Raw genomic sequence first — 20,053 nt, forward strand, 5'->3', positions numbered from 1 at the left:
TGAGCCATGGCTTTTCAAATCTTGCTGAATTTCATTCTGGCCTTTGTCTGGATGTTTCTTAAGACTTCCTACTCCCCGGCTTCGTTTTTCGTCGGGTATTTCTTCGGCCTGCTCATCATTTATATTTTCCGCCGCTTCTTCAACAGCCGATTCTATTTGTTACGAGTAGTGGCAGTGGTGAACTTGTTCTATATTTTCAACAAGGAATTGATCCTATCAAATATAGAAGTACTGAAGGCAGTCCTAAGGCCCAAGCTAAATATCAAGCCCGGGATTTTCGCTTTCCCGACTGAATTGAATCAGGACTGGGAGATTACGATGCTCGCAAACCTGATTACCTTGACTCCTGGAACACTTGTGGTCGATATCTCTGATGACAACAAGATCCTGTATGTACACGCGATGGACATCAGTGATGCGGACGAAGCGATCCAGAGCATCAAAAACACGTTTGAAAAAGCGATCATGGAGGTGAGCCGATAATGTTCGATGCGGTTCTATGGATTTCCGCTACCTTAATATCACTTGCAATGATCGGCCTTACTTACCGTGTAATCAAGGGGCCGACAGTAGCTGACCGGGTTGTCGCCCTTGACGCGATCGGCATCAGCCTGGTTTCCGTGGTTGCTTTAGTATCCATTCTTCTTGATACGAGTGCATTTCTCGATATCATCCTGTTGATCGGGATTCTTGCATTCATCGGTACAGTCGCCTTTTCAAAGTTTCTTGAGAAGGGAGTAATCATGGAATATGACAGAGATGGAGATCGTTAAGTTTTTTGCCGGCTTGTTCATTCTGATCGGCGCGTTCCTCAGCCTTGTTACTGCCTTCGGGCTGATCAGGCTGCCGGATGTCTATACACGGAATCACGCAGCGTCGAAAAGTGCCACGATGGGCGTCATGCTCGTCTTGCTTGGCACCTTCCTTTACTTCTGGCTGATTGAACGCCATTTCAATTCGCGGCTGCTGCTCGGTATTGCTTTCATCTTCCTCACTTCACCTGTTGCGGGACATTTGATTGCAAGAGCAGCCTATAATAGCGGGGTTAAGCTTTCGGACCGTACTGTCCAGGATGACCTAGCCAAAGCACGGAAAAAGTTGAAAGCAGAACAATCCAAATAACTGAACAAAAAGCGCAAGCGCCTCGTTCAGCCCCGACAAGCGCTGGAGGTCCTGACAGTGAAGTCGTTCTTTGACTTCATTGGCAGGACCCAAGTGTCTCGAGGGGCTAGGCGCTGAAGCTGGATTAAGACACCCATTTGTAGTTGTCCACACATAATACTTTTATAATTTGCTATACAACAAATGAAAGCCATCGGGTATATCCACCTGATGGCCTTTTTTTGTCCATGGAAATTTCAAATTTTATCCATACCAACTGCCGGAGCATTGACGTATAGTTAAGGTGAATAGCCAGCCTGACGGAATGGAGGGAGAAAAATGGAGGATGCAAGAATTTCAATCGTCGGCGGCGGAATCAGTGGACTGTGCGCAGCGGTGGCCCTGCAAAAACAAGGAATCCATGCGGAGATATATGAAAAAGAAAAAGTGGTTCACGAGCCTGACACAGGGATGATCTTAAGCGGCAATGCAATTAGAGCCTTTTACATCATGGGTTTGGGACCTGAATTGCGGGCTAATGGCCTGGATGCGGATGGATGCCTGCTGAAGTCTGATTGCGGGAATACGATTGCCGCCTTCAACTACCATGACCCGTCCCATATCCCGAACTACCTGTTCATCCATCGTTCTTCCCTTCAAAAAATATTACTGGATGCTCTGCTGCCTGGATCTCTTCATCCGAAGAAACACTTGATTGATTTTACCCATGACAAGGTTGTGACATTATTTTTCAAAGATGGCACCTCCGTGGACACGGACTATCTGATCAGCTGTGATGGTGCAGCCTCCCCCATTCGATCGAAGCTGTTCCCCAGCAGCCGGCTGATTCACACCGGTTATTCCTGCTGGCGAGGCTTGATTGAGGACACTCCGCTCCAGGTCAATGAGTATACCGAAACCTGGGGAGCAAGAGGCAGATTCGGAATCGCCCCATTACCCGATCAGCAGGTTTTTTGGTATGCCTTTAAAAAAACGCCAGAACACAGCAACATCGGCAAATGGAGCTCTATTGACCTATTGTTCAACTTCTTCTACTACCATGACCCAATTCAGCAGCTATTGGAAAACACCTCAGCTGACCAGATTATTTACGACGATATCTATGAATTAAAGCCCTTGACACCCCTGCACTCCAAAAACATACTCTTTCTTGGTGATTCCGCCCACGTCTCCATGCCAAATATCGGTCAGGGCGCCTCACAGGCAGTTGAAGACGCCGTCTACCTGGCAAAATGGGTGAGCAAAGAAGCTACAGGATTGGCAGCCTTTAAAAAATATGCACAGCACAAAACCGAGCGGACCAAGCTGATAAAAAATGAAATGAAAATCTACGGCCTTGCATCACAAGTCGACTTCCCGATTCTTTGCTCCATCCGGAATAAACTGCTCCAGATGGCACCAGCCTCCTTCCATAATGAAAAACTGCGGCGAGTCATTGAAATCGAGGAGGATATGGATACAATGTGATTGAGTTTTGCTTTGGCTGCCTCAGAGAATTCTTATAAAAGCTGTTAAAAACACAATTCGTTTTTGACAGCTTTTTTGATTCTGCTCCCTAACCTGTCCGAACTTCATGTTACTTCAGACAGCTTTTTCAGTTTTTCACCCTAACCTGTCCGAACTTCAGGCTACGTCGGACAGCTTTTGCTCTTTTATCCTCAAACCTGTCCGAACTTCGGGCCACTTCGGACAGCTTCTCCAGTTTTCTCTCCTAACCTGTCCGAACTTTATGCTACTTCGGACAGCTTCAACAGTTTCCCTCCTAAACTGTCCAAATCATAAAAAAACACCAGCCAATTCGGCTGGTTTACTTCTTTCGTTTGATGACGGCGATCGTGCATCTGGATATGCAGACTAGATTGTCGTCTTCGTCTGTAATTTTAATATCCCAAACCATGGTGGTTTTTCCCTGGTGGAGGACGGTGCCGACGGCTGTGACGACGCCGTCTCTTTTTGCCCTAATGTGGTTGGCGTTGATTTCCAGGCCGACTACGACTTCATTTTCTTGATCGACTAGTTCGAATGCACCGACGCTGGCGACGGTTTCGGCGAGGGCAACGGATGCGCCTCCATGCAGCAGGCCGAATGGCTGCCTTGTCCTGTCATCGACTGGCATCGTGGCGACCACTTTCCCTTTTTGCAGGTCTGTCACTTCTATCCCTAGAGAGCCCAGCAGTGTGTTGTTCAAATCCATATCCTTTACCTCCTTATATTTGGCAAACAATTCACAAGTGATTATGGGAAAAGCTAATATTGTCCTTACCACTAAGGACCATTAACATCACGAGGTGATCGATATGAACCGAATTCGCGAAGGCATGATCCCGACAGTTTTAGGCACAGCTGTCACGGCAGCAGGTTATGCGATGAAACAAAATCGCAAAATCGATAAAATGGTTTCCAACACGGTTTTCGGTTTCGGATTGGCCCATATCGTTCTCGGGGCAATCGATCTAGTCGAACACAGGAACGATTTTTAACAAAAAATGTTTACTGGAAAGGCGGCTATTGTTGCTGCCTTTTCACTCACTCCACTTCGGTGGCCGAACTCTTCAATTTCCTCTTTCTCACCGTAAAAGCAATAAAAAGGACTGCAGCAGCGAGGATGACCAGCCACATTTCATCACTATACTTCATGATCAGTTCCATTTTATCCCCGAAAAGATAGCCTAACAGAAAAATGATCAATACCCATGCAAACGCGCCGCTATAGGCAAACAAGGCAAATGTCCTGAACGGAAGTCTGCTGATGCCATAAAGAACTGGCACAAAATATCGGGCTCCGGGAACGAAACAGCTGAGCGACAATGATAGCATATGGTATTTATCCATTAACCCCATCGCTGCTTCAAGCGAACTTTCTAAGCGTTTTTTCCCTTTCAAGAACCGCAGCAGCCGCCTCCCGATCAGCCTTCCGAGCCAATAGCTGGTGGTGATGGCTGCAGCTATCCCCAAATATGTAACTGCAAACGCAAACACAGGGGTCAAAGCGCCCTGTGATGAAGCAAGACCTACAGTCATCAATAGGACCTCGTTAGGAACCGGGATGAAGAACACTCCGAACCACATCCATAAATACAACCCCAAATAGCCATTCTCTTCAATAATAGTGACTACCAGATCCAAATCCATGAGGGTTCCCCTTTCATGCCACCTTGGTCCATTTCTATTTCACAATAGGAGTTATTATGTATTACAATTCTCTTTTAACCTTCATTTACCCTCTTTTTCCAAACATATGTATTTTTGGCTTTTCCACCTTCATACTTAACTGTCGGTTTTCATACATTGAATCATATTATGAACTTACCCGTCAGGAGGGGAAGTACTTATGCATTGTTTATTTTTTTATAAAAACACTCTCCGCCCATATCCGGAGGTGAACGCAACTTTGTTCAAGACTTCAGCTGAAAAGGCGATAGCCCTGATGAAGGATGCCAATCTTGTGATGACCAAAATCACTTCATCCAGCTCTTTTTCCAGTGATTTGATGTCTGCGGCCCAGCAATCCAATACAAAGGAAGTAGAACGGATGATTAAGGCAACCGGAATCAGGAAAACCCCTAAAATCACTTATGACCCGGATGGCATCACCATGAACTTTGTTGATTATGCAGGGGAAAAAGAATGCTGCCATATCATCACCCAGCTCAGGTGGGAGTAGAATAAATATGCCGCTGTTGCTCAAACAGCGGCTCATTTAATCTTTTTTAATTTTTAATAATATGGGTATCCATAACCATAACCATAAGGCGGGAATCCGCCATAACCATAACCGTAGCCATATCCACCGGGGTACAATAACGCGCTGCCTAAAAGGCCTCCCAGCACTCCGCCAACAAACGGACCTCCAAATCCAAAACCAAATGGACGCCGGCCGCCATAAAATGGTCTTCTTCTATTCATCAAGCTGCCTCCCTCTTTTGTCTGCCTATAGTACTTCATATGCATCCAGAGGGACAAATGAATAGGCGTTTGTCCATTGTACTAAAAAAATGCCTAGTCCCAGATCATCCGCTGTTCTTTCCACGGGTCTCCATACATGTGATAGCCATTCTCCTCCCAGAAACCAGGCCGGTTTTCAGAGGTGAATTCAATGCCCCTGATCCATTTTGCACTCTTCCAGAAGTATAGGTGTGGAATGACCGCCCGCAATGGATAGCCATGCTCAGGAGTCAGAGGCTCTCCATTATGCGTGTGGGCAAGCAGGCTGGTATCCTTAAGGAAATCCTCAACAGGAAGGTTGGTCGTCCAATTTTCTTCAGCATGGAGGATGACATATTTAGCTTCTTCCTTTGGTTTGGCCATCCTTGCCAGTTCGAGCGTGGAAACTCCTTCCCATACATTATCCAGCTTCGACCAACCGGTGACACAGTGGATATCATTGCCCGACGACATTTGTGGCAAGTCCATCAACTCTTGATATGATAAAACCACTTCTTTTTCGACCAGTCCAAAAATCTTCAAAGTCCAATCATCAAGATTTTTATAATAAGGGACATTCCCATAATGCAGGACAGGGAAAGATGTCGTAACATTCTGGTTCGGCGGGACCCTGTCCGATGGACCCTTTTTCCGTGGTTTTCCGAAGTACATGCTGATCACCTCTTTTTATTATCCTACCGAAAAACACGTTTAAAATAAAGGCTCACCAAACACTCGGCTTTTTTTAAAAAAACTGCCAAAACTGCGTGAATAAACAAAGCCGTCCTCCCTGTTTAAAAGGAGGACGGCTTCATGAAAAATTATAGGACCATCGCGGCAATCCAGCCGAAAATGATCAATGGAATATTGTAGTGAACGAAAGTCGGGACAACGGTATCCCAGATGTGATTGTGCTGAGCGTCCGCATTTAAACCGGCGGTCGGTCCAAGTGTGCTGTCTGATGCAGGAGAACCGGCATCACCAAGTGCGGCAGCTGTTCCGACAATCGCAATCGTCGCCATCGGGCTGAAGCCCAATTGAAGGCTTAGCGGCACGAAAATCGTTGCAATGATTGGAATTGTCGAGAACGAAGAACCGATTCCCATTGTGACGAGCAATCCGACTACCAGCATCAACAACGCGCCCATGGCTTTATTATTGCCAATCGCATCAGCCGCCTGCGTTACAAGCGACTCGACATCCCCTGTTTCTTTCAGGACCTCAGCGAATCCGAATGCTGCCAGCATGACGAATCCGATGAACGCCATCATTTTCATACCTTCTGTTAAAAGATTATCGGCTTCACGCCACTTGATTGCTCCGCTTGCATATACGACGATGATTCCCGCAAGCGCGCCCATGATCATCGAATCGAAAAACAGCTGTGCTGCAAGGGCTGCGATAATCGCAACGAAAGAGAAAATGATGCCCGTTTTCGAGTACTCATTTCTCTCCATTTCGACCACTTGACGATCTTCGTAAATTCTAGGCTTGCGGTAGGAAACGAAAATCGCAACCAGCAAGCCGACTACCAGGCCTGCAGTAGGAAGCAGCATCGCTGTAGGGATATCCGCCTTATCGATGTTCATTCCGCTTTGCGCCATGTTCGTGGCGAGGATATCGTGGAAGATCCCTCCAAACCCTACTGGAAGCAAAATATATGGTGCCGTCAGACCGAATGTCAAAACAGAGGCAATCAAACGTCTGTCAATCTTCAGCTCATTGAAGACAATCAACAATGGCGGAATCAGAATCGGAATGAACGCGATGTGGATCGGAATCAAGTTTTGCGAGAAGATCGCCATCATTAGAATTAAAATCACAATAATCGCTTTTGAATAAGTCTTTGCCTTTGACTCGCCTTTCTTGCCAATCATACCGATCATCCAATCAACGATCAGGTTTGGCAATCCAGTCTTGGAAATCGCCACTGCGAAGCCGCCAAGCAATGCATAGCTCAGTGCAACCTCGGCACTGCCGCCAAGTCCTCCTGAAAATACTTCAATCGTCTTTTCTATACTCAAGCCGCCCGTCAGCCCGCCGATCAGTGCTCCGGCAATCAATGCCAATACAACATTGACACGTAACAGGCTTAGGATCAGCATCGCCAGTACGGCAATAACAACTGCATTCATGGGAAAGTGCTCCTCTCGATGATAAAGATACTTTAGTTCGCTAAATTGGTAGAGAATTAAAATTACAAGTATTAAAATATCATAGATTTGATTTTTATGTCAATGGGTTTGTTTGATTTAGTTTTTCGCTGGCGATTAAAATTTATGTTGAAGCTGGTGAAGTATAATTCAGACCAAATAAAAACCCCCAGAGCCTTCACTTTGGGGGTTTAGCACATTTTCTATTCTTGATCTTCTTCTGTCTCAAATCGTTCAACGAGCAATGCGAGCGTCCGGGCCATGACGCCGGTCGCGCCTGCTGGTCCCAGGTCATAATCTTTGCTGGTGGTGGCTGTTCCGGCGATGTCGAGGTGCACCCATGGAGTGCCTTCTGCAAACTCACCGACAAATGCGCCGCCCATGATCGCATGTCCTTCCGCACCCGGCGAATTATTCAGGTCGGCGATCTTGCTGCCCCGCACGCGCTCGATGTCGCGCTCGAACAATGGCAGGCGCCAGATTGGCTCTCCCGATTCATAGGACGCTTCAAGCACTTGTTCGAAGAATTCCTCGTTATTCGTCAAAGCTCCTGATGTATGCAATCCTAGAGCTGTAATCACACCGCCTGTCAAAGTTGCAATATCGACCAGGTAATTTGCTCCATGATGCTTCGCATATGTCATCGCGTCAGCAAGCACAAGGCGGCCTTCTGCATCGGTATTCAGCACTTCAATCGTTTTCCCGCTCATGGACGTGATGACGTCATCCGGCTTGAATGCAGTACCGCTGATCATGTTGTCTGTCGACGGAATCACGGCAACGACATTGCGCTCAGGCTTCAGTTCGCCGATGATCTCCATCGCCCCGAGCACTGCCGCGGCACCGCCCATATCGGACTTCATGCCGACGATTCCAGCTTTGGTTTTAATCGAGTAGCCGCCTGTGTCAAACGTAATGCCCTTGCCGACGAGTCCGATGACATCCTTCCACTCTTCCCGGCCCTGGTACTTCAGGACAATCATTTTCGGAGGCTCTGCTGATCCCTGGTTGACGGCCAGCAATGCACCCATACCGAGCTTTTCCATTTCTTCTTTTTCTAAAATTTCTGCTTCGAACTCATATTTTTCTGCCAGCTTCATCGCGTATTCCGCCATGTCCGCCGCAGTCAATAGATTGCCAGGTGTATTGACGAGCGTTCGTGCTGAATTCGTTCCCTTGCCGAAGACATAGCCAACCTCAAGTGCTGCTTCCACATCGCCTTCTTCATCGGCACTGTATACTGTGAGGCTCTCGATGTGCTTTTCCGGCTCGTTGGATTTTTGCTTGTAGCCTGCGAATTCATAGGTAGCCATCGGGAAAGCTTCCCCAAGTGCGTGTGCTGCATCGTTCAGTTCGACGCTGCTGCTTGTGAATGTATCCAACAGCACCGCTGCTTCCGTCCATTTCTCCTTCTTTGCAGTCTTGAACAGACGGCCAAATGCGTCCCTCAAAGTCTCGAATTTGTATTCTTTCTCATGGCCAAGTCCGACAAAATAGATCTTCCTCGCGCCAGTTTTACCGAAAGTATGTATTTTGGAAATCTCTTTTTTCCTGGTTGAAATCTCCCCGCTTTTGATCAGTTCAGTCAATTGTCCGTCAAAAAGCTGATCTGCTTCACCAACAACGCCTTCCAGACCTGATGGCTTGTTGAACAGGCCAATCACCAGGCAGTCATGGCTGTTGGTCAAATTAAATTGGTCGCTAACTGTAAACAAATCCTTCACCCCTCCATATTTATATCTTCATTATATCGAATAAGCTTAAATATTTCGACTTCCGCAGTTTATATTTAACCCGGCTGCTAATCTTCCAGATACAAATATAAAATCGGCAACTCCGGCAATGTCCCTACTTGTTCATAGGGAACACGGTCAAGTCCAGCAGGGAATGTATCAATGCACGTTTCGATGAAGGGATATATTTTTTCCAGATCAAGTCCCCAGTGGACCGGACGGTAGGTTTGCAGGTAATCATGCGCCGCCTGCATCATCAGCCGCGCTCCCTTCACATTGCCATAGCTGTAATGGTAGATAGCGACGCTCATTTGCAGCAGCCCTTTCAGAAAAAGATTGCCTTTATCCGTCATCCACATATCTTCGAGCAAGTCATGGCAGGTATAATAGTCCCCTTCGTTGAATTTAATAAAGAACTCATAATACTCTTCAGGGTAGCTTGTCATATCCTCCACCTCCATCCTGAACGTTAGAACTATTTTATCAAACATCGGCCGATGGCTGTAATGTTATCATTGAACATGGGTATTATTGAATAAGGTACTTTTATATAGGTTCTTTTCTCAAACTCTGTTGTTTTTAGCTACAAAATTGGATTGTATAACATATATTTCTTCACAAAATTAAAGATAATTAAGAGAAAAGAGCCTGCACACTTAATTCCGAACTACATAAATAGCTTATATCACCTTAAACAACAATTTTTACGAAAACAGCCATTATATAAATAGGGGGAACAGCCATGGAATTATTAACGAATTTCCCATTATGGGCCTCGCTCGCGGCGATCTTTTTCGCGCAGTTCGTAAAGGTTCCGATCCAATATATTGCGACGAGGAAAATCGACTGGTCGCTTTTGACCAGCACAGGCGGCATGCCGAGCTCACACTCTGCTGCGGTGACGGCTTTGTCGACAGGCGTTGCACTTGAAACAGGATTTGATTCAGCAGTGTTCGCAGTCTCAGCCGTTTTTGCGATCATCACGATGTTTGATGCCTCGGGGGTCCGCAGGCAGGCTGGTGAGCAAGCCATTGTCCTGAACCAGCTAGTAGCTGATTTTGGCCGCTTTGCCCAAGAAGCTAAAGGCTGGCAGCATAAGCCCGAAAAGGAAAAGCAAAAAGAGTTGAAAGAGTTGCTTGGGCACAAGCCAATCGAAGTCTTTTTCGGTGGCTTGACTGGCATTTTGCTGACACTAGTACTGCATTATCTTTTATAAGGCAGGTGGATTCATATGAAAGTGATATCATTATGTCCCAGCAATACCGAAATCATGGAATTCCTCGGACTGACTCATCTTCTTGTCGGAGTGGATGATTTCTCCGATTGGCCGGAAGCCGTAAAGTCGCTGCCTCAGCTTGGCCCGGACCTTTCGATCGATCTTGACCTTGTTGAAGAATTGAAGCCAGACCTCGTGCTTGCATCGTTAAGCGTTCCTGGGATGGAAAAGAATATCGAAGGCCTGAAGGCACGCAATATTCCCCACATCATCCTGAATCCTCAATCACTTAAGGATATAGAGAATGATTTAGTGACAACAGCTGAAGCGTTGAATATGCCAGAGCGCGGACAGGATGCCGCTGAAAAGTTCAGGAGCAGGCTTGGGAACATCAGGCAAAAAGGGGCAACGGCCAATTGGAAACCGAAGCTTTACTGGGAATGGTGGCCCAAGCCTGTGTTCACCCCCGGAAGGATCAATTGGCTGACAGAAATATCAGAGGCTGCCGGTGCCGAAAATATTTTCCACGATGTAGAGCTTGCCAGCATACAGACGGACTGGGATGATGTAAAAGCCCGGAACCCCGATTATATTTGCATCGCCTGGGTCGGTGTCAGGAAGCAAAAGGTCAAAAAAGAATTGATCACTAACAGGCCAGGCTGGAAAGAACTTGACGCTGTCAGGGATGACCGTCTTTTCATCCTCGAGGAAGAATTGTATTGCCGGCCGTCCCCACGGCTTTTGGATGGTCTCGAAAAACTGTACCATCTCATCCACGATTAAAAAGGCACTTTCCTTCGAGGAAAGTGCCTTACCTTTTTATGATTTCTTACCGGTAGTATACTGCTGGCGGAATACCTGCATGGATTCATTTTCGTTAAGCGCTTTCAGGTCCGATTCTGTAAGCTTGCCGTCACCCATCTCAATTATGTATACATCAAGCGTCTTCTTGCCCCATTGTTCGTATACATCCTTTACGGTATCGTAATATAAGTCTACTTTATTTCCCTTGATTGCCCCGCCTTTATCGGCAACGACCCCGAATCCGTATCCAGGGATGAAAAGGATGGTCCCGATTGGGAAAACGTTCAGGTCAGCCGCTACGGTTGAATAGAGGTCGCGTTTAACCTTCACGCCTGAATAGGTAATCCCATAGCCTGGATGCCCAGGATTCTTACCAGTAGATTCAATTCCGGCCGTGTACCCTGTGGCAATGATTTGCTTTGTCGGGTATTGTGACCAGTTCATTGACTCCTCAAGCGTCGGCGGTGCGCCGGCTACCTTTTCACTTGAAGAGATTTTCGTCGTGAAGTCCGATACTTTTTTCAAAAACTTAAGTGCAAGTCCCATTGACTTTTTCTTATGATCAATACTTGAATTATCCTCTTGTTGTGTGCCAACACTGTCAAAAACATATGTAGAAACAGTGGAAGCTTCAACTCCTGAAATTGAGTGGAAAGTTGAAGTTATCGCAGCAAAAAATAAAACTGCCATAACTGAGCGTTTTGCCCAAGTCTTTAAAATATTCATATAATTTTTCACTCCTCCCAAAACTATTAATTTCCCAACTAAACAAGAAATATTCCAAAAGGAGCAAAAAAAGGCCCAAAGGCCTATTTACACTTCCATTAAAAGTAAATTATTGCTTTTTTATCACTTTCCTTTAGTAGTCTTAGTCTCTGACCAATCCCGATTTTTATGCATAAAAAAAACCCTCAAATAATTGAAGGTCGAATTCTTAAAACATTTGATATCCCTTTTTCCGTAAAAGTTTGATGACAACACCGGCAAGGATCGCACCGGCAAGCCCGCTGCTCAAAATCAGGACATCCGCGACAGCCAGGTGGGAAATCCGTTGGCCAAGATCACGGAATGCTTCACCACTGTTGCGGAAATAGTCGATCAGCGGATATTTATCAATAATGAATATCGCAATCAATGGATATACGATCGCCATTACCCAAGACATCCTCAACAGCATATTCAATAAAAATCCAATCCCGAAAAACAGGACAAAAAACAATAACATCGAAATGATCAGTGTGACAACCGTCATCATGTCTATATCCCCCCATTAAACATCATTTCTAGTTTACTGTTTGTCCGTTTTCGAGTCAATGAAATGGTGCGACTTGCCCCTTGATCAAGGCAAAAAGAAAAACCCCGCAGGATGCGAAGGTCAAAGAAGCTTTGCCTTATTTTTTTGATTTTCCCGAACCGCTGCAGCAAGTGCACGTTTCTGAACCGCCAAGAAGCAATTGGAAGTAGCCTTTACCTGAGCAATATGGACATTCCTTTGAGTCATGTGCCTGCATTTTCATAAAATGTACCTCTCCTTTATGTTATTGAATTTTCTGATAATATATCAGAAATCATTCAATTTTGAAAAGGTCCGAATTTGACTGAAAATCCACCTTGTAAACGGATACATCCTAATTTTTCTTTAAATATCTGTCACTTTCTTTAAATTTCAGAAAATTATAAAAATAATTGGTATGCACTATAATGAAACTGTTTTCCCGGGTCCAGCCCGGCCTTGCCGGTTACGACTTGGTCAATTGGTTTACTTAGAAGATAGTGCAGAAGAAGAGAAGTAGCAGGGTCTGCTTTCAGTTCTTCAGGCAGCATGAACCTGGCAGCATACAGCTCACTTTCTTCTACCTTGACCTTTTGATCTGGCTTTGGGAACAGCAGAAAAACAAGCATATTATCACTGATGGATTCCCGGATCACACCAGTCCGCAGTCCAAGGAGTCCGGCAACCGTACATTCCACACCAGTTTCTTCAAACACTTCCCTGAGTACTGCCTGATCGGCCGTTTCCCCTTCATCTACAAATCCAGCAGGCAGTGACCAGCTGCCTTTCAAGCCTCCATACCGCTTTTTGACAACAAGCCAGCGCCCATCCTCCGAAATGACAACACCAGCCACACCAAGCCAAACATTTTCACGTTTCCCCATTCAATCCCCATCCAATTTTCATTTTACCAATATTGTACACCATCGAATCCAGCTTAGTCCTGGATGCCGGCCGGCTTACCATCAGTAAACAAAGGACGGAGGTTGCTCTAAATTATTGCTTTTTTTTCTGGATTCCGGTTGACTGAATCTTGTCTCTACATCGCAAAAAAAAACAGGCCCCATATAGGAGCCTGTTTCAGAACATCTATTAAAGAATGTTGAATTTGCCTTTTTTAAGAACCATTGAAGGTCCGCCAATCATGTATAGCGCACGGTTGTCGATCATCTTTTTCATGAATGAAGCTTTCGCGCCGACCATTTTCTTGCCGAATGCTACGCCGATCGCGTCATCTTCACCAAGGGAACATACTGTTCCTTTGATATCCGGAGTGAAGGTTTCAAGCTCGGATTTGCCACGGACAAGCGCTGCAAGATTCCTTGCGCAAACTTCACCCTGCTGCATTGCGATCTGTGCAGTCGGAGGGAATGGGCGATTGATTTCTTCGTTGATGATCAATGAGCAGTCACCAACGATGAATACATCTTCAGATCCTGGCAGGCGAAGGTCTGGCTGGACTTTCACACGGCCGCGCATTGCTTCAATGCCTGATCTTTCGATGACGGAGTTGCCGCGTACACCTGCTGCCCAGACTACTGTGCCAGCTTTGATTTCTTCGACTTCTTCCTCACCTTTGGCAACGATGATGCCCTCTGTTGTCGCCTCCTTGATTGCCGTACCGATGCGGAATTCCACACCTTTTTTCTCAAGGGTAGCAACCGCATAGTTCACAAGCTCTGGATCAAATCCAGGAAGTACCATTGGAGCTGCTTCAACACATACGATTTTGACTTTATGGTAATCCACGTCATATTCACGGCAAAGTTCAGGAACTCGGTTTGTCAGTTCACCAAGGAACTCGATTCCTGTGAAGCCTGCACCGCCAACGACGATTGTAAGGCGCTCATCTTTCTTCTCTGCTTCCGTATTATATGTTGCGAATTGATATTCGATATGCTCACGGATCTGTCTGGCTGAGTTGACATTAACGATAGAGAAAGCATACTCTTTCAAGCCTTTGATACCGAAAGTTTCAGGTTCAGCACCGAGGGCGATGACAAGATAATCATATACGATATCACCGTTCTCAAGGATTACACGCTTCTCATCCATCTTGATCTCTTCAACAGATCCCTGGACGAACTCAACCTTATGGCGATCGATAACATCACGAACATCATAGCGGACTCTGTCATGGTGCAAAGTTCCTGCAGATGCTTCATGCAGCCATGTAGTTTCATAGTGGTAATCATTTTTGTTGACAAGGACAATGTCCGCCTCGTTTACTCCAACAGCTTTTTGTAAACGGGTAGCTGTCATTAATCCCCCGTATCCTGCTCCTAAGATTACGATCTTTGGCTTTCTCAAAGTGATCACTTCCACCTTTTTAAAATATTTTTGGTCGACTGGCTAATCTCTATCTGCCGCCATCATTTTCCGGATAAGTTTGTGATATTATTCACTAAAATGTTCAAAAAAATGTCCTGAAAATGTCACAAAATCTTAACATTATTGCCTACAATCCATCTTATTCTTTTTGCGCCGCATTTTCAAGCGATACAATTAACTTGGAAATATTCAGAAAATAGGCTGATTTCACTATTTTCCCGTTTTGTAAAGGGAATTTTCTATGAAATATATTGTTCCACAAGCTTTCTTCTATTATGATTAGGAGTTTATTTTTTCAATTTATGGTATTATAAAAATTGGAGCAATTTTACTACATAGTGAGGGGGATATGGAGTGAAAGAAGATCAAAAAGTTTATGACATCACGATTATCGGCGGGGGTCCTGCTGGTCTGTTCACTGCTTTCTACGGTGGAATGAGACAAGCATCTGTCAAGATCATTGAAAGTTTGCCACAGCTAGGCGGGCAATTATCTGCACTTTATCCAGAAAAGTACATATATGATGTTGCCGGATTCCCAAAGGTCCGTGCCCAGGAGCTAATCAACAACCTTAAAGAGCAAATGGCCAAATTCGAGCCTGCGACTGCTCTTGAACAGTCTGTTGAAAAGCTCGAAAAGCTGGAAGACGGAAATATTAAACTGACAACTGATAAAGAAGTTCATTATACAAAAACAGTCATCATCACTGCCGGAAACGGGGCGTTCCAGCCACGCAGACTTGAACTTGAAAGCGCTGCACAATATGAAGGCAAGAACCTGCACTATTTCATTGACGATCTGAACCAGTTCGCTGGCCAGAAGGTCGCTGTACTCGGCGGCGGAGACTCTGCTGTTGACTGGGCATTGATGCTTGAGCCAATCGCTGAACAGGTGACGATCGTTCACAGACGCGATAAGTTCCGCGCCCACGAACACAGTGTCGAGAACCTGCAAAATTCAAAGGTTGATATCAAAACACCTTATGTTCCAGCCGAACTGATCGGTGCTGGAGAAAAAATCAGCCAGCTTGTCCTTAAGGACGCGAACAGCGAAGAAACGGTAGCTGTTGACGTTGACGCCGTCATCTGCAACTTCGGTTTCGTTTCATCTCTGGGACCAATCAAGGAATGGGGCCTTGAAATCGAAAAGAACGCTATCGTCGTCAACTCCAAAATGGAGACGAATATCCCTGGCGTTTACGCTGCCGGCGATATCTGCACATACGAAGGCAAAGTCAAACTAATCGCAACAGGATTCGGTGAAGCACCTACAGCAGTCAACAACGCTAAATCCTATATGGATCCAAAAGCGAAGACACAGCCGCTTCATAGCTCATCGATGTTTAAATAAAATCGAAAAGCGCAAGCGTTTCTCTACATCAAAAAAGCAAGGTCCGCGGACCTTGCTTTTTGTTTAGCATTCTTCAGGGGTTCCTTCACGAGTTGCCGTTTTGAAACTCGAACCGCAACCGCATGATGCGATCGCGTTCGGGTTGTCGATTGTGAAGCCGCCGCCCATCAAAGACTGCTTATAGCTGATTGTTGTGCCATTCAGGACTGGCGCACTTTCCTTATCGACAAGGATTTTGATGCCATGCTGCTCGAGCTGAGTGTCGCCTTCTTCCACTTCGTGAGCAAAACCCATGCCGTAAGAAAGCCCGCTGCAGCCGCCGCCTTTTACAGAAACGCGAAGATACGCACCCTCCGTCTCATTTTGTTTCATCATATCTTTAACCTGCAATGCAGCTTCTTCAGTTAGAATCACAATGTTTTCCATAAATAAAACCTCCTTGATCCCTTTCTTTGTCCAGCTTCAGCGCCTAGCCAGTTTTCATCCAAGAATGTGCTTCCTCGAGTATCTTGCGAGAAGCGGTAGCTTTGAGCAGCTCGAGTCGCTTCGGTCCGCCCAATGAAGTCAAAGAACGACTTCACCGGTCGGCCCTCCAGCGCGCTTGTCGGGGCTGACCAAGGCACTTTCGCTTTTCTTATAGTATATACAGCATTTTTCCATTCCTCAACCAATCGAGCTGAAAAAGAATATTCTTCAATTTTTCCCACCGGCAGCTGAATAAATTGGTATAATATACCCATACCTCTTTAAATATCCTAGGAGAATTGGCAGGTGACGATGATGACTCAACAACTAGTACCTCTCTATGAAAAAAAGTACACATGCGCCATGTGCGAGCATTCTTTTTCGACCAAGAAGGTCCGCTCCCGTTTTGTAAAAGTCCTTAGCTTTGATTCTGACTTTGCCCCTCAGTATGCCGATGGTTTTGAAAATCCCAATCTTTACTATATCAATGTCTGCCCTGACTGCGGATATTCCTTTACCGACGACTTCAGCAATTATTTTCCTCCAGGTGCAAAACAAGTCATCCAGGAAAAAATCTGCAGCCAGTGGGTCCCTCATAACTATGGTGAAGAGCGGACAATCCAGGAGGCAGTCAATACCTTCAAACTCGCAGCCTATAGTTCAATGCTGAAAAAAGAAAAGCATATCGTGACAGCTGGCCTTTACATCCGCATTGCCTGGCTGCATCGCACCACTGAAAACCACGAACAGGAAATGCGATTTATAAAACTCGCCCTGAAGGAGTACACCGAGTCGTATAGTACCGGAGACTATAAAGGAACCCAGGTATCCGAGCTCCGCCTCATGTACCTGATCGGCGAACTCTCACGAAGAACTGGTCAAACTCAGGACGCAGTCCGTTTTTTCTCGAGGGTCATCGAAAAACAAAGGCAGTCTGTCGAACCGCAAATCATCCAGCTCGCAAAAGATCGCTGGCAGGAAATGCGGGAAAACCAAGCCGTTTCAGGAAATTGACTTTCTTTATTTTTATGAAAAAACAAGCCGTTTCGGGAACTGTATTTCTCTGAATCATGAAAAAAGCTGGCGAGTGGAACGATTCCACGCCAGCTTTTTTCTATATTAGAACATAGGATTTTCATCCAGATATTTATACACATTTTCAACCAGCTCTTCCGGGGTGTCACCGACTACCGGATCACCGTTTACAAGCGCAAACATGGACATCGCGCATTTTCCACAGTAACCAAGGCAACCATATTCTATGACATCCAAATCAGGATCCCGTTCAAGCTCTGCCCTTGCTGCCTGGGAACCGCTGGCAAGATTGCTGATACAAAATTCAATGATCGGCTTAATCATCTGTTTCACCTCTCTACTAATTTTTAATCGTAACCTTTTTCAGGTAAATCGTCAATTTCTCCGGCTTAAATCCTCCATAAAATTGTTGTTATTTTGTCACAATTTCGTTATACTTTTTATGGATTAAAACGAATCAGATAAAATATTGTAGAATAATTTCGAATAATGTATCCGTTTACTGAGTGTAAGAACGAGTTTAAAAAACATACATCATTGACTGTCTGTGATGAGTTAAAAAGGGGAAATTCACATGAAAAATCTCGTTATTCTTGGCGGCGGCTATGGCGGCATGCGTGTCCTCCATAAATTGCTGCCGAATGATCTGCCGGAAGATGTATCCATTACACTGATTGACCGTGTTCCATACCACTGCTTGAAAACTGAATACTATGCACTGGCTGCAGGCACGATTTCCGATCAGCATATCCGAGTATCATTTCCTGAACACCCCCGCCTTCAGGTAAAATATGCGGAAGTAACAGCCATTAATCTCGAGGAAAAGAAGGTTGAACTGCAAGGCAATGATGCAGTGGCGTATGATGACCTGATCATCGGCCTTGGCTGCGAAGATAAGTACCACAATGTTCCGGGTGCCGACACTTTCACATACAGCATCCAGTCGATTGAAAAATCACGTGCAACTTATCAGGCACTGAACAACCTGCCGGCCGGATCAAGTGTGGCCATTGTCGGTGCAGGGCTGAGCGGCGTCGAGCTTGCGAGTGAACTGGCAGAAAGCCGCAAAGACTTGAAAATCAAGCTTTTCGATCGCGGAAACCATATTCTATCCGCATTCTCTGAGCGCCTGAGCACCTATGTGGAAAACTGGTTTGACAATCACAATGTTGAAATCATCAACAATGCCAATATCACGGAAGTACAGAAAAACGTCCTTTACAATCACGATGAGCCTATTGTCTGTGACGCAATCGTCTGGACTGCCGGAATCCAGGCAAACAGGCTCGTTCGGGAAATGGATGTCGAAAAAGACAGCATGGGCCGTGCCGCGGTAACTCCACAGCACAATCTGCCGGGACACGAAAATGTCTATGTAGTCGGTGATTGCGCAAGCCTGCCGCACGCACCAAGCGCACAGCTTGCAGAAGGCCAAGCAGAGCAAATCGTCCAGGTGCTGCAAAAGCGCTGGAAAGGCGAAGAACCACCTGAATCCTTCCCGGCCATCAAGCTGAAAGGCGTCATCGGTTCACTCGGCAAGAAGCACGGCTTCGGACTGGTTGCCGAACGCCCAATCACCGGCCGTGTCGCACGCTTGCTGAAGTCAGGCATTCTGTGGATGTATAAGTATCATAATGGTTGATCATTTGTGAACCGGGCGAGGTGCCCGGTTCTTTATTTTCTCGAAACTGGTAAAAATCAGCGAGAATTTCCAGTTCGCCAATAAAATTGTGAACTTCGCCAATATAATCAGATTTTCGCCAATAAACAGGTCATTTTCGCCAATAAAATGAAAAAATCGCCAATAAAGTTGTGAACTCCGCCAATAAATTATTTTTCCCATATCGTTTCTTTAAAAAGCTTTATCAAATACAGAAAAAGCACCCCATTTCGGAATGCCTTTCAAAGAATTATGCTGAAACATACCCATATTTCTCTAATTCTGCGTAAATTGTCTTCAATTTCGGGTTTCCTTCGCCGACGATCTTGCCTTCGAGCAGGACGACGGGATAAAACATATCTTCTTCGATAACTTTTTCGGCAAACTCCTTTTTGTCTGCTTCAGCTGGAGGGTTGTAGATATCAACATAAGTGATTTTAAAAGGCTGATCTGCATATTTGCGGCCGATCGCGGCTTCAAGCCATTCGTATGTTTCTTTTGAGGATGGCAGGTTGACACAGCTTGGGCATAATACTTCCGCACCGTACACGACAATTTCCACTTCTTTGCGTTCCATTATCAATTACCCCCTGTTATTTTCTTTTATTTTACTATACGATGAAAAGGATGCATAAGGAAAAAACTGTTGTTCTGAGGTTTTTCGTTCAATTGGATAGATTTTTCCGGCTGATGAGATTATAATAAGTATTATGAAAGGAGTCGATTTGCATGACTGAACAGCAAATGTTTGAGCAAGTACAGGAAGTATTAGATAAATTGCGTCCATTCCTTCTTCGCGATGGTGGAGACTGCGAACTAGTGGATGTTGAAGATGGTATTGTAAAACTTCGCCTGCTGGGTGCATGCGGAAGCTGCCCAAGCTCCACAATCACGCTTAAGGCTGGAATCGAGCGCGCCCTTTTAGAAGAAGTACCTGGCGTTGTTGAGGTTGAACAGGTATTTTAATTAACCAATAATAAAGCGGTT

28 protein-coding genes are annotated in these 20,053 nt (G+C 45.5%); 12 read left to right on the plus strand and 16 right to left on the minus strand.

Annotated elements, in window-relative coordinates:
• The first annotated feature begins 6 nt into the window (after positions 1–6).
• The 4 genes from ACNAZ4_RS11660 (at position 7) to ACNAZ4_RS11675 (ending at position 2,589) form a co-directional block, all read left to right on the plus strand.
• Positions 7–483: a Na+/H+ antiporter subunit E gene (locus ACNAZ4_RS11660; protein ID WP_415814603.1), complete on the plus strand. Its 477-nt coding sequence runs from the start codon at positions 7–9 to the stop codon at positions 481–483.
• Positions 483–773: a Na(+)/H(+) antiporter subunit F1 gene (locus tag ACNAZ4_RS11665; RefSeq protein ID WP_415814604.1), complete on the plus strand. Its 291-nt coding sequence runs from the start codon at positions 483–485 to the stop codon at positions 771–773. Before ACNAZ4_RS11660 ends, ACNAZ4_RS11665 begins: the two co-directional genes overlap by 1 nt.
• Entirely contained in the window at positions 751–1,122 is a 372-nt protein-coding gene (gene mnhG / locus ACNAZ4_RS11670; RefSeq protein WP_415814606.1) for a monovalent cation/H(+) antiporter subunit G, read from the plus strand. The genes ACNAZ4_RS11665 and mnhG overlap by 23 nt, the downstream gene beginning before the upstream one ends.
• Positions 1,123–1,440: 318 nt before the next feature.
• A complete protein-coding gene (locus ACNAZ4_RS11675; protein ID WP_415814607.1) occupies positions 1,441–2,589 on the plus strand; it encodes an FAD-dependent monooxygenase in 1,149 nt (382 codons plus the stop codon).
• A gap of 340 nt (positions 2,590–2,929) precedes the next feature.
• On the opposite strand, the gene ACNAZ4_RS11680 is transcribed toward ACNAZ4_RS11675, so the two are convergent.
• Positions 2,930–3,316, minus strand: coding sequence for a PaaI family thioesterase (locus tag ACNAZ4_RS11680; RefSeq protein WP_415814608.1), 387 nt, complete (start codon positions 3,314–3,316; stop codon positions 2,930–2,932).
• Between the two features lie 103 nt (positions 3,317–3,419).
• On the opposite strand from ACNAZ4_RS11680, the gene ACNAZ4_RS11685 reads away from it, so the two are divergent.
• Entirely contained in the window at positions 3,420–3,602 is a 183-nt protein-coding gene (locus ACNAZ4_RS11685; protein ID WP_214706558.1) for a hypothetical protein, read from the plus strand.
• Positions 3,603–3,648: 46 nt separating this feature from the next.
• Here ACNAZ4_RS11685 and ACNAZ4_RS11690 read toward each other — a convergent pair whose 3' ends face one another.
• The gene (locus ACNAZ4_RS11690) at positions 3,649–4,254 is read right to left on the minus strand and encodes a DedA family protein (RefSeq protein WP_415814610.1); all 606 of its coding nucleotides are present in this window, start codon (positions 4,252–4,254) and stop codon (positions 3,649–3,651) included.
• Positions 4,255–4,453: 199 nt separating this feature from the next.
• On the opposite strand from ACNAZ4_RS11690, the gene ACNAZ4_RS11695 reads away from it, so the two are divergent.
• The gene (locus tag ACNAZ4_RS11695; protein ID WP_415814612.1) at positions 4,454–4,786 is read left to right on the plus strand and encodes a hypothetical protein; all 333 of its coding nucleotides are present in this window, start codon (positions 4,454–4,456) and stop codon (positions 4,784–4,786) included.
• Positions 4,787–4,839: 53 nt separating this feature from the next.
• Here the strand turns inward: ACNAZ4_RS11695 and ACNAZ4_RS11700 are convergent, their stop codons facing one another.
• The 5 genes from ACNAZ4_RS11700 to ACNAZ4_RS11720 form a co-directional block, all read right to left on the minus strand.
• Positions 4,840–5,028, minus strand: a complete 189-nt coding sequence (locus tag ACNAZ4_RS11700) for a hypothetical protein (RefSeq protein ID WP_415814613.1) — start codon at positions 5,026–5,028, stop codon at positions 4,840–4,842.
• Between the two features lie 93 nt (positions 5,029–5,121).
• Complete coding sequence (locus tag ACNAZ4_RS11705) at positions 5,122–5,718, minus strand: sulfite oxidase-like oxidoreductase (protein WP_415814615.1); 597 nt, start codon at positions 5,716–5,718, stop codon at positions 5,122–5,124.
• Positions 5,719–5,867: 149 nt separating this feature from the next.
• Positions 5,868–7,181, minus strand: a complete 1,314-nt coding sequence (locus tag ACNAZ4_RS11710; RefSeq protein WP_415814617.1) for a Na+/H+ antiporter family protein — start codon at positions 7,179–7,181, stop codon at positions 5,868–5,870.
• Positions 7,182–7,402: 221 nt separating this feature from the next.
• Entirely contained in the window at positions 7,403–8,914 is a 1,512-nt protein-coding gene (locus ACNAZ4_RS11715) for a leucyl aminopeptidase (protein WP_415814618.1), read from the minus strand.
• Positions 8,915–9,000: 86 nt separating this feature from the next.
• Positions 9,001–9,378 carry a DUF309 domain-containing protein gene (locus ACNAZ4_RS11720; RefSeq protein ID WP_415814619.1) on the minus strand — a complete coding sequence of 126 codons (378 nt, stop codon included), beginning with the start codon at positions 9,376–9,378 and terminating at the stop codon, positions 9,001–9,003.
• A gap of 296 nt (positions 9,379–9,674) precedes the next feature.
• Here ACNAZ4_RS11720 and ACNAZ4_RS11725 point away from each other — a divergent pair, with 296 nt between their 5' ends.
• Both ACNAZ4_RS11725 and ACNAZ4_RS11730 read left to right on the plus strand, forming a co-directional pair.
• The gene (locus ACNAZ4_RS11725) at positions 9,675–10,148 is read left to right on the plus strand and encodes a divergent PAP2 family protein (protein WP_415814620.1); all 474 of its coding nucleotides are present in this window, start codon (positions 9,675–9,677) and stop codon (positions 10,146–10,148) included.
• Positions 10,149–10,163: 15 nt separating this feature from the next.
• Positions 10,164–10,931: a cobalamin-binding protein gene (locus ACNAZ4_RS11730; RefSeq protein WP_415814621.1), complete on the plus strand. Its 768-nt coding sequence runs from the start codon at positions 10,164–10,166 to the stop codon at positions 10,929–10,931.
• Between the two features lie 36 nt (positions 10,932–10,967).
• Here the strand turns inward: ACNAZ4_RS11730 and ACNAZ4_RS11735 are convergent, their stop codons facing one another.
• The 5 genes from ACNAZ4_RS11735 to ACNAZ4_RS11755 form a co-directional block, all read right to left on the minus strand.
• Positions 10,968–11,678 carry a 3D domain-containing protein gene (locus ACNAZ4_RS11735; protein ID WP_415814623.1) on the minus strand — a complete coding sequence of 237 codons (711 nt, stop codon included), beginning with the start codon at positions 11,676–11,678 and terminating at the stop codon, positions 10,968–10,970.
• 208 nt (positions 11,679–11,886) lie between these two features.
• The gene (locus ACNAZ4_RS11740; RefSeq protein WP_415814624.1) at positions 11,887–12,207 is read right to left on the minus strand and encodes a YuiB family protein; all 321 of its coding nucleotides are present in this window, start codon (positions 12,205–12,207) and stop codon (positions 11,887–11,889) included.
• A 136-nt stretch (positions 12,208–12,343) separates the two neighbouring features.
• A complete protein-coding gene (locus ACNAZ4_RS11745) occupies positions 12,344–12,469 on the minus strand; it encodes a YuiA family protein (RefSeq protein ID WP_176167275.1) in 126 nt (41 codons plus the stop codon).
• 157 nt (positions 12,470–12,626) lie between these two features.
• Positions 12,627–13,109 (minus strand): NUDIX domain-containing protein, encoded by a 483-nt coding sequence (locus ACNAZ4_RS11750; protein WP_415814626.1) that lies wholly within the window; start codon positions 13,107–13,109, stop codon positions 12,627–12,629.
• Between the two features lie 208 nt (positions 13,110–13,317).
• Positions 13,318–14,535 (minus strand): NAD(P)/FAD-dependent oxidoreductase, encoded by a 1,218-nt coding sequence (locus tag ACNAZ4_RS11755; protein ID WP_415814628.1) that lies wholly within the window; start codon positions 14,533–14,535, stop codon positions 13,318–13,320.
• 375 nt (positions 14,536–14,910) lie between these two features.
• Between ACNAZ4_RS11755 and ACNAZ4_RS11760 the strand changes: the two genes are divergently transcribed.
• Positions 14,911–15,906, plus strand: coding sequence for an NAD(P)/FAD-dependent oxidoreductase (locus ACNAZ4_RS11760; RefSeq protein ID WP_415814629.1), 996 nt, complete (start codon positions 14,911–14,913; stop codon positions 15,904–15,906).
• Positions 15,907–15,969: 63 nt separating this feature from the next.
• Here the strand turns inward: ACNAZ4_RS11760 and ACNAZ4_RS11765 are convergent, their stop codons facing one another.
• Positions 15,970–16,332, minus strand: a complete 363-nt coding sequence (locus ACNAZ4_RS11765; protein WP_415814630.1) for a HesB/IscA family protein — start codon at positions 16,330–16,332, stop codon at positions 15,970–15,972.
• Entirely contained in the window at positions 16,317–16,646 is a 330-nt protein-coding gene (locus tag ACNAZ4_RS11770) for a hypothetical protein (RefSeq protein ID WP_415814632.1), read from the minus strand. Before ACNAZ4_RS11770 ends, ACNAZ4_RS11765 begins: the two co-directional genes overlap by 16 nt.
• 37 nt (positions 16,647–16,683) lie before the next feature.
• Here ACNAZ4_RS11770 and ACNAZ4_RS11775 point away from each other — a divergent pair, with 37 nt between their 5' ends.
• The gene (locus ACNAZ4_RS11775) at positions 16,684–17,385 is read left to right on the plus strand and encodes a DUF2225 domain-containing protein (protein ID WP_415814908.1); all 702 of its coding nucleotides are present in this window, start codon (positions 16,684–16,686) and stop codon (positions 17,383–17,385) included.
• A 105-nt stretch (positions 17,386–17,490) separates the two neighbouring features.
• On the opposite strand, the gene ACNAZ4_RS11780 is transcribed toward ACNAZ4_RS11775, so the two are convergent.
• The gene (locus ACNAZ4_RS11780; protein ID WP_079507135.1) at positions 17,491–17,730 is read right to left on the minus strand and encodes a YuzB family protein; all 240 of its coding nucleotides are present in this window, start codon (positions 17,728–17,730) and stop codon (positions 17,491–17,493) included.
• A 250-nt stretch (positions 17,731–17,980) separates the two neighbouring features.
• On the opposite strand from ACNAZ4_RS11780, the gene ACNAZ4_RS11785 reads away from it, so the two are divergent.
• Complete coding sequence (locus tag ACNAZ4_RS11785) at positions 17,981–19,048, plus strand: NAD(P)/FAD-dependent oxidoreductase (RefSeq protein ID WP_415814634.1); 1,068 nt, start codon at positions 17,981–17,983, stop codon at positions 19,046–19,048.
• Positions 19,049–19,316: 268 nt separating this feature from the next.
• On the opposite strand, the gene ACNAZ4_RS11790 is transcribed toward ACNAZ4_RS11785, so the two are convergent.
• Positions 19,317–19,643: a YuzD family protein gene (locus ACNAZ4_RS11790; RefSeq protein ID WP_415814635.1), complete on the minus strand. Its 327-nt coding sequence runs from the start codon at positions 19,641–19,643 to the stop codon at positions 19,317–19,319.
• Between the two features lie 152 nt (positions 19,644–19,795).
• On the opposite strand from ACNAZ4_RS11790, the gene ACNAZ4_RS11795 reads away from it, so the two are divergent.
• On the plus strand, positions 19,796–20,032 hold the full coding sequence (locus ACNAZ4_RS11795) for a NifU family protein (protein ID WP_023626615.1): 237 nt from the start codon (positions 19,796–19,798) through the stop codon (positions 20,030–20,032).
• Positions 20,033–20,053: the final 21 nt, after the last annotated feature.

The organism is Mesobacillus thioparans (assembly GCF_965138835.1).
Taxonomy (GTDB): Bacteria; Bacillota; Bacilli; order Bacillales; family Cytobacillaceae; genus Mesobacillus; species Mesobacillus thioparans.

Bases quoted from the DNA above. Each gene is read 5' to 3' on its own strand.
- ACNAZ4_RS11660 (WP_415814603.1), top strand. From the start codon at position 7: ATGGCTTTTCAAATCTTGCTGAATTTCATTCTGGCCTTTGTCTGGATG.
- ACNAZ4_RS11665 (WP_415814604.1), top strand. From the start codon at position 483: ATGTTCGATGCGGTTCTATGGATTTCCGCTACCTTAATATCACTTGCA.
- mnhG (WP_415814606.1), top strand. From the start codon at position 751: ATGACAGAGATGGAGATCGTTAAGTTTTTTGCCGGCTTGTTCATTCTG.
- ACNAZ4_RS11675 (WP_415814607.1), top strand. From the start codon at position 1,441: ATGGAGGATGCAAGAATTTCAATCGTCGGCGGCGGAATCAGTGGACTG.
- ACNAZ4_RS11680 (WP_415814608.1), bottom strand. From the start codon at position 3,316: ATGGATTTGAACAACACACTGCTGGGCTCTCTAGGGATAGAAGTGACA.
- ACNAZ4_RS11685 (WP_214706558.1), top strand. From the start codon at position 3,420: ATGAACCGAATTCGCGAAGGCATGATCCCGACAGTTTTAGGCACAGCT.
- ACNAZ4_RS11690 (WP_415814610.1), bottom strand. From the start codon at position 4,254: ATGGATTTGGATCTGGTAGTCACTATTATTGAAGAGAATGGCTATTTG.
- ACNAZ4_RS11695 (WP_415814612.1), top strand. From the start codon at position 4,454: ATGCATTGTTTATTTTTTTATAAAAACACTCTCCGCCCATATCCGGAG.
- ACNAZ4_RS11700 (WP_415814613.1), bottom strand. From the start codon at position 5,028: ATGAATAGAAGAAGACCATTTTATGGCGGCCGGCGTCCATTTGGTTTT.
- ACNAZ4_RS11705 (WP_415814615.1), bottom strand. From the start codon at position 5,718: ATGTACTTCGGAAAACCACGGAAAAAGGGTCCATCGGACAGGGTCCCG.
- ACNAZ4_RS11710 (WP_415814617.1), bottom strand. From the start codon at position 7,181: ATGAATGCAGTTGTTATTGCCGTACTGGCGATGCTGATCCTAAGCCTG.
- ACNAZ4_RS11720 (WP_415814619.1), bottom strand. From the start codon at position 9,378: ATGACAAGCTACCCTGAAGAGTATTATGAGTTCTTTATTAAATTCAAC.
- ACNAZ4_RS11725 (WP_415814620.1), top strand. From the start codon at position 9,675: ATGGAATTATTAACGAATTTCCCATTATGGGCCTCGCTCGCGGCGATC.
- ACNAZ4_RS11730 (WP_415814621.1), top strand. From the start codon at position 10,164: ATGAAAGTGATATCATTATGTCCCAGCAATACCGAAATCATGGAATTC.
- ACNAZ4_RS11735 (WP_415814623.1), bottom strand. From the start codon at position 11,678: ATGAATATTTTAAAGACTTGGGCAAAACGCTCAGTTATGGCAGTTTTA.
- ACNAZ4_RS11740 (WP_415814624.1), bottom strand. From the start codon at position 12,207: ATGATGACGGTTGTCACACTGATCATTTCGATGTTATTGTTTTTTGTC.
- ACNAZ4_RS11745 (WP_176167275.1), bottom strand. From the start codon at position 12,469: ATGAAAATGCAGGCACATGACTCAAAGGAATGTCCATATTGCTCAGGT.
- ACNAZ4_RS11750 (WP_415814626.1), bottom strand. From the start codon at position 13,109: ATGGGGAAACGTGAAAATGTTTGGCTTGGTGTGGCTGGTGTTGTCATT.
- ACNAZ4_RS11765 (WP_415814630.1), bottom strand. From the start codon at position 16,332: ATGGAAAACATTGTGATTCTAACTGAAGAAGCTGCATTGCAGGTTAAA.
- ACNAZ4_RS11770 (WP_415814632.1), bottom strand. From the start codon at position 16,646: ATGGGTATATTATACCAATTTATTCAGCTGCCGGTGGGAAAAATTGAA.
- ACNAZ4_RS11775 (WP_415814908.1), top strand. From the start codon at position 16,684: ATGATGACTCAACAACTAGTACCTCTCTATGAAAAAAAGTACACATGC.
- ACNAZ4_RS11780 (WP_079507135.1), bottom strand. From the start codon at position 17,730: ATGATTAAGCCGATCATTGAATTTTGTATCAGCAATCTTGCCAGCGGT.
- ACNAZ4_RS11785 (WP_415814634.1), top strand. From the start codon at position 17,981: ATGAAAAATCTCGTTATTCTTGGCGGCGGCTATGGCGGCATGCGTGTC.
- ACNAZ4_RS11790 (WP_415814635.1), bottom strand. From the start codon at position 19,643: ATGGAACGCAAAGAAGTGGAAATTGTCGTGTACGGTGCGGAAGTATTA.
- ACNAZ4_RS11795 (WP_023626615.1), top strand. From the start codon at position 19,796: ATGACTGAACAGCAAATGTTTGAGCAAGTACAGGAAGTATTAGATAAA.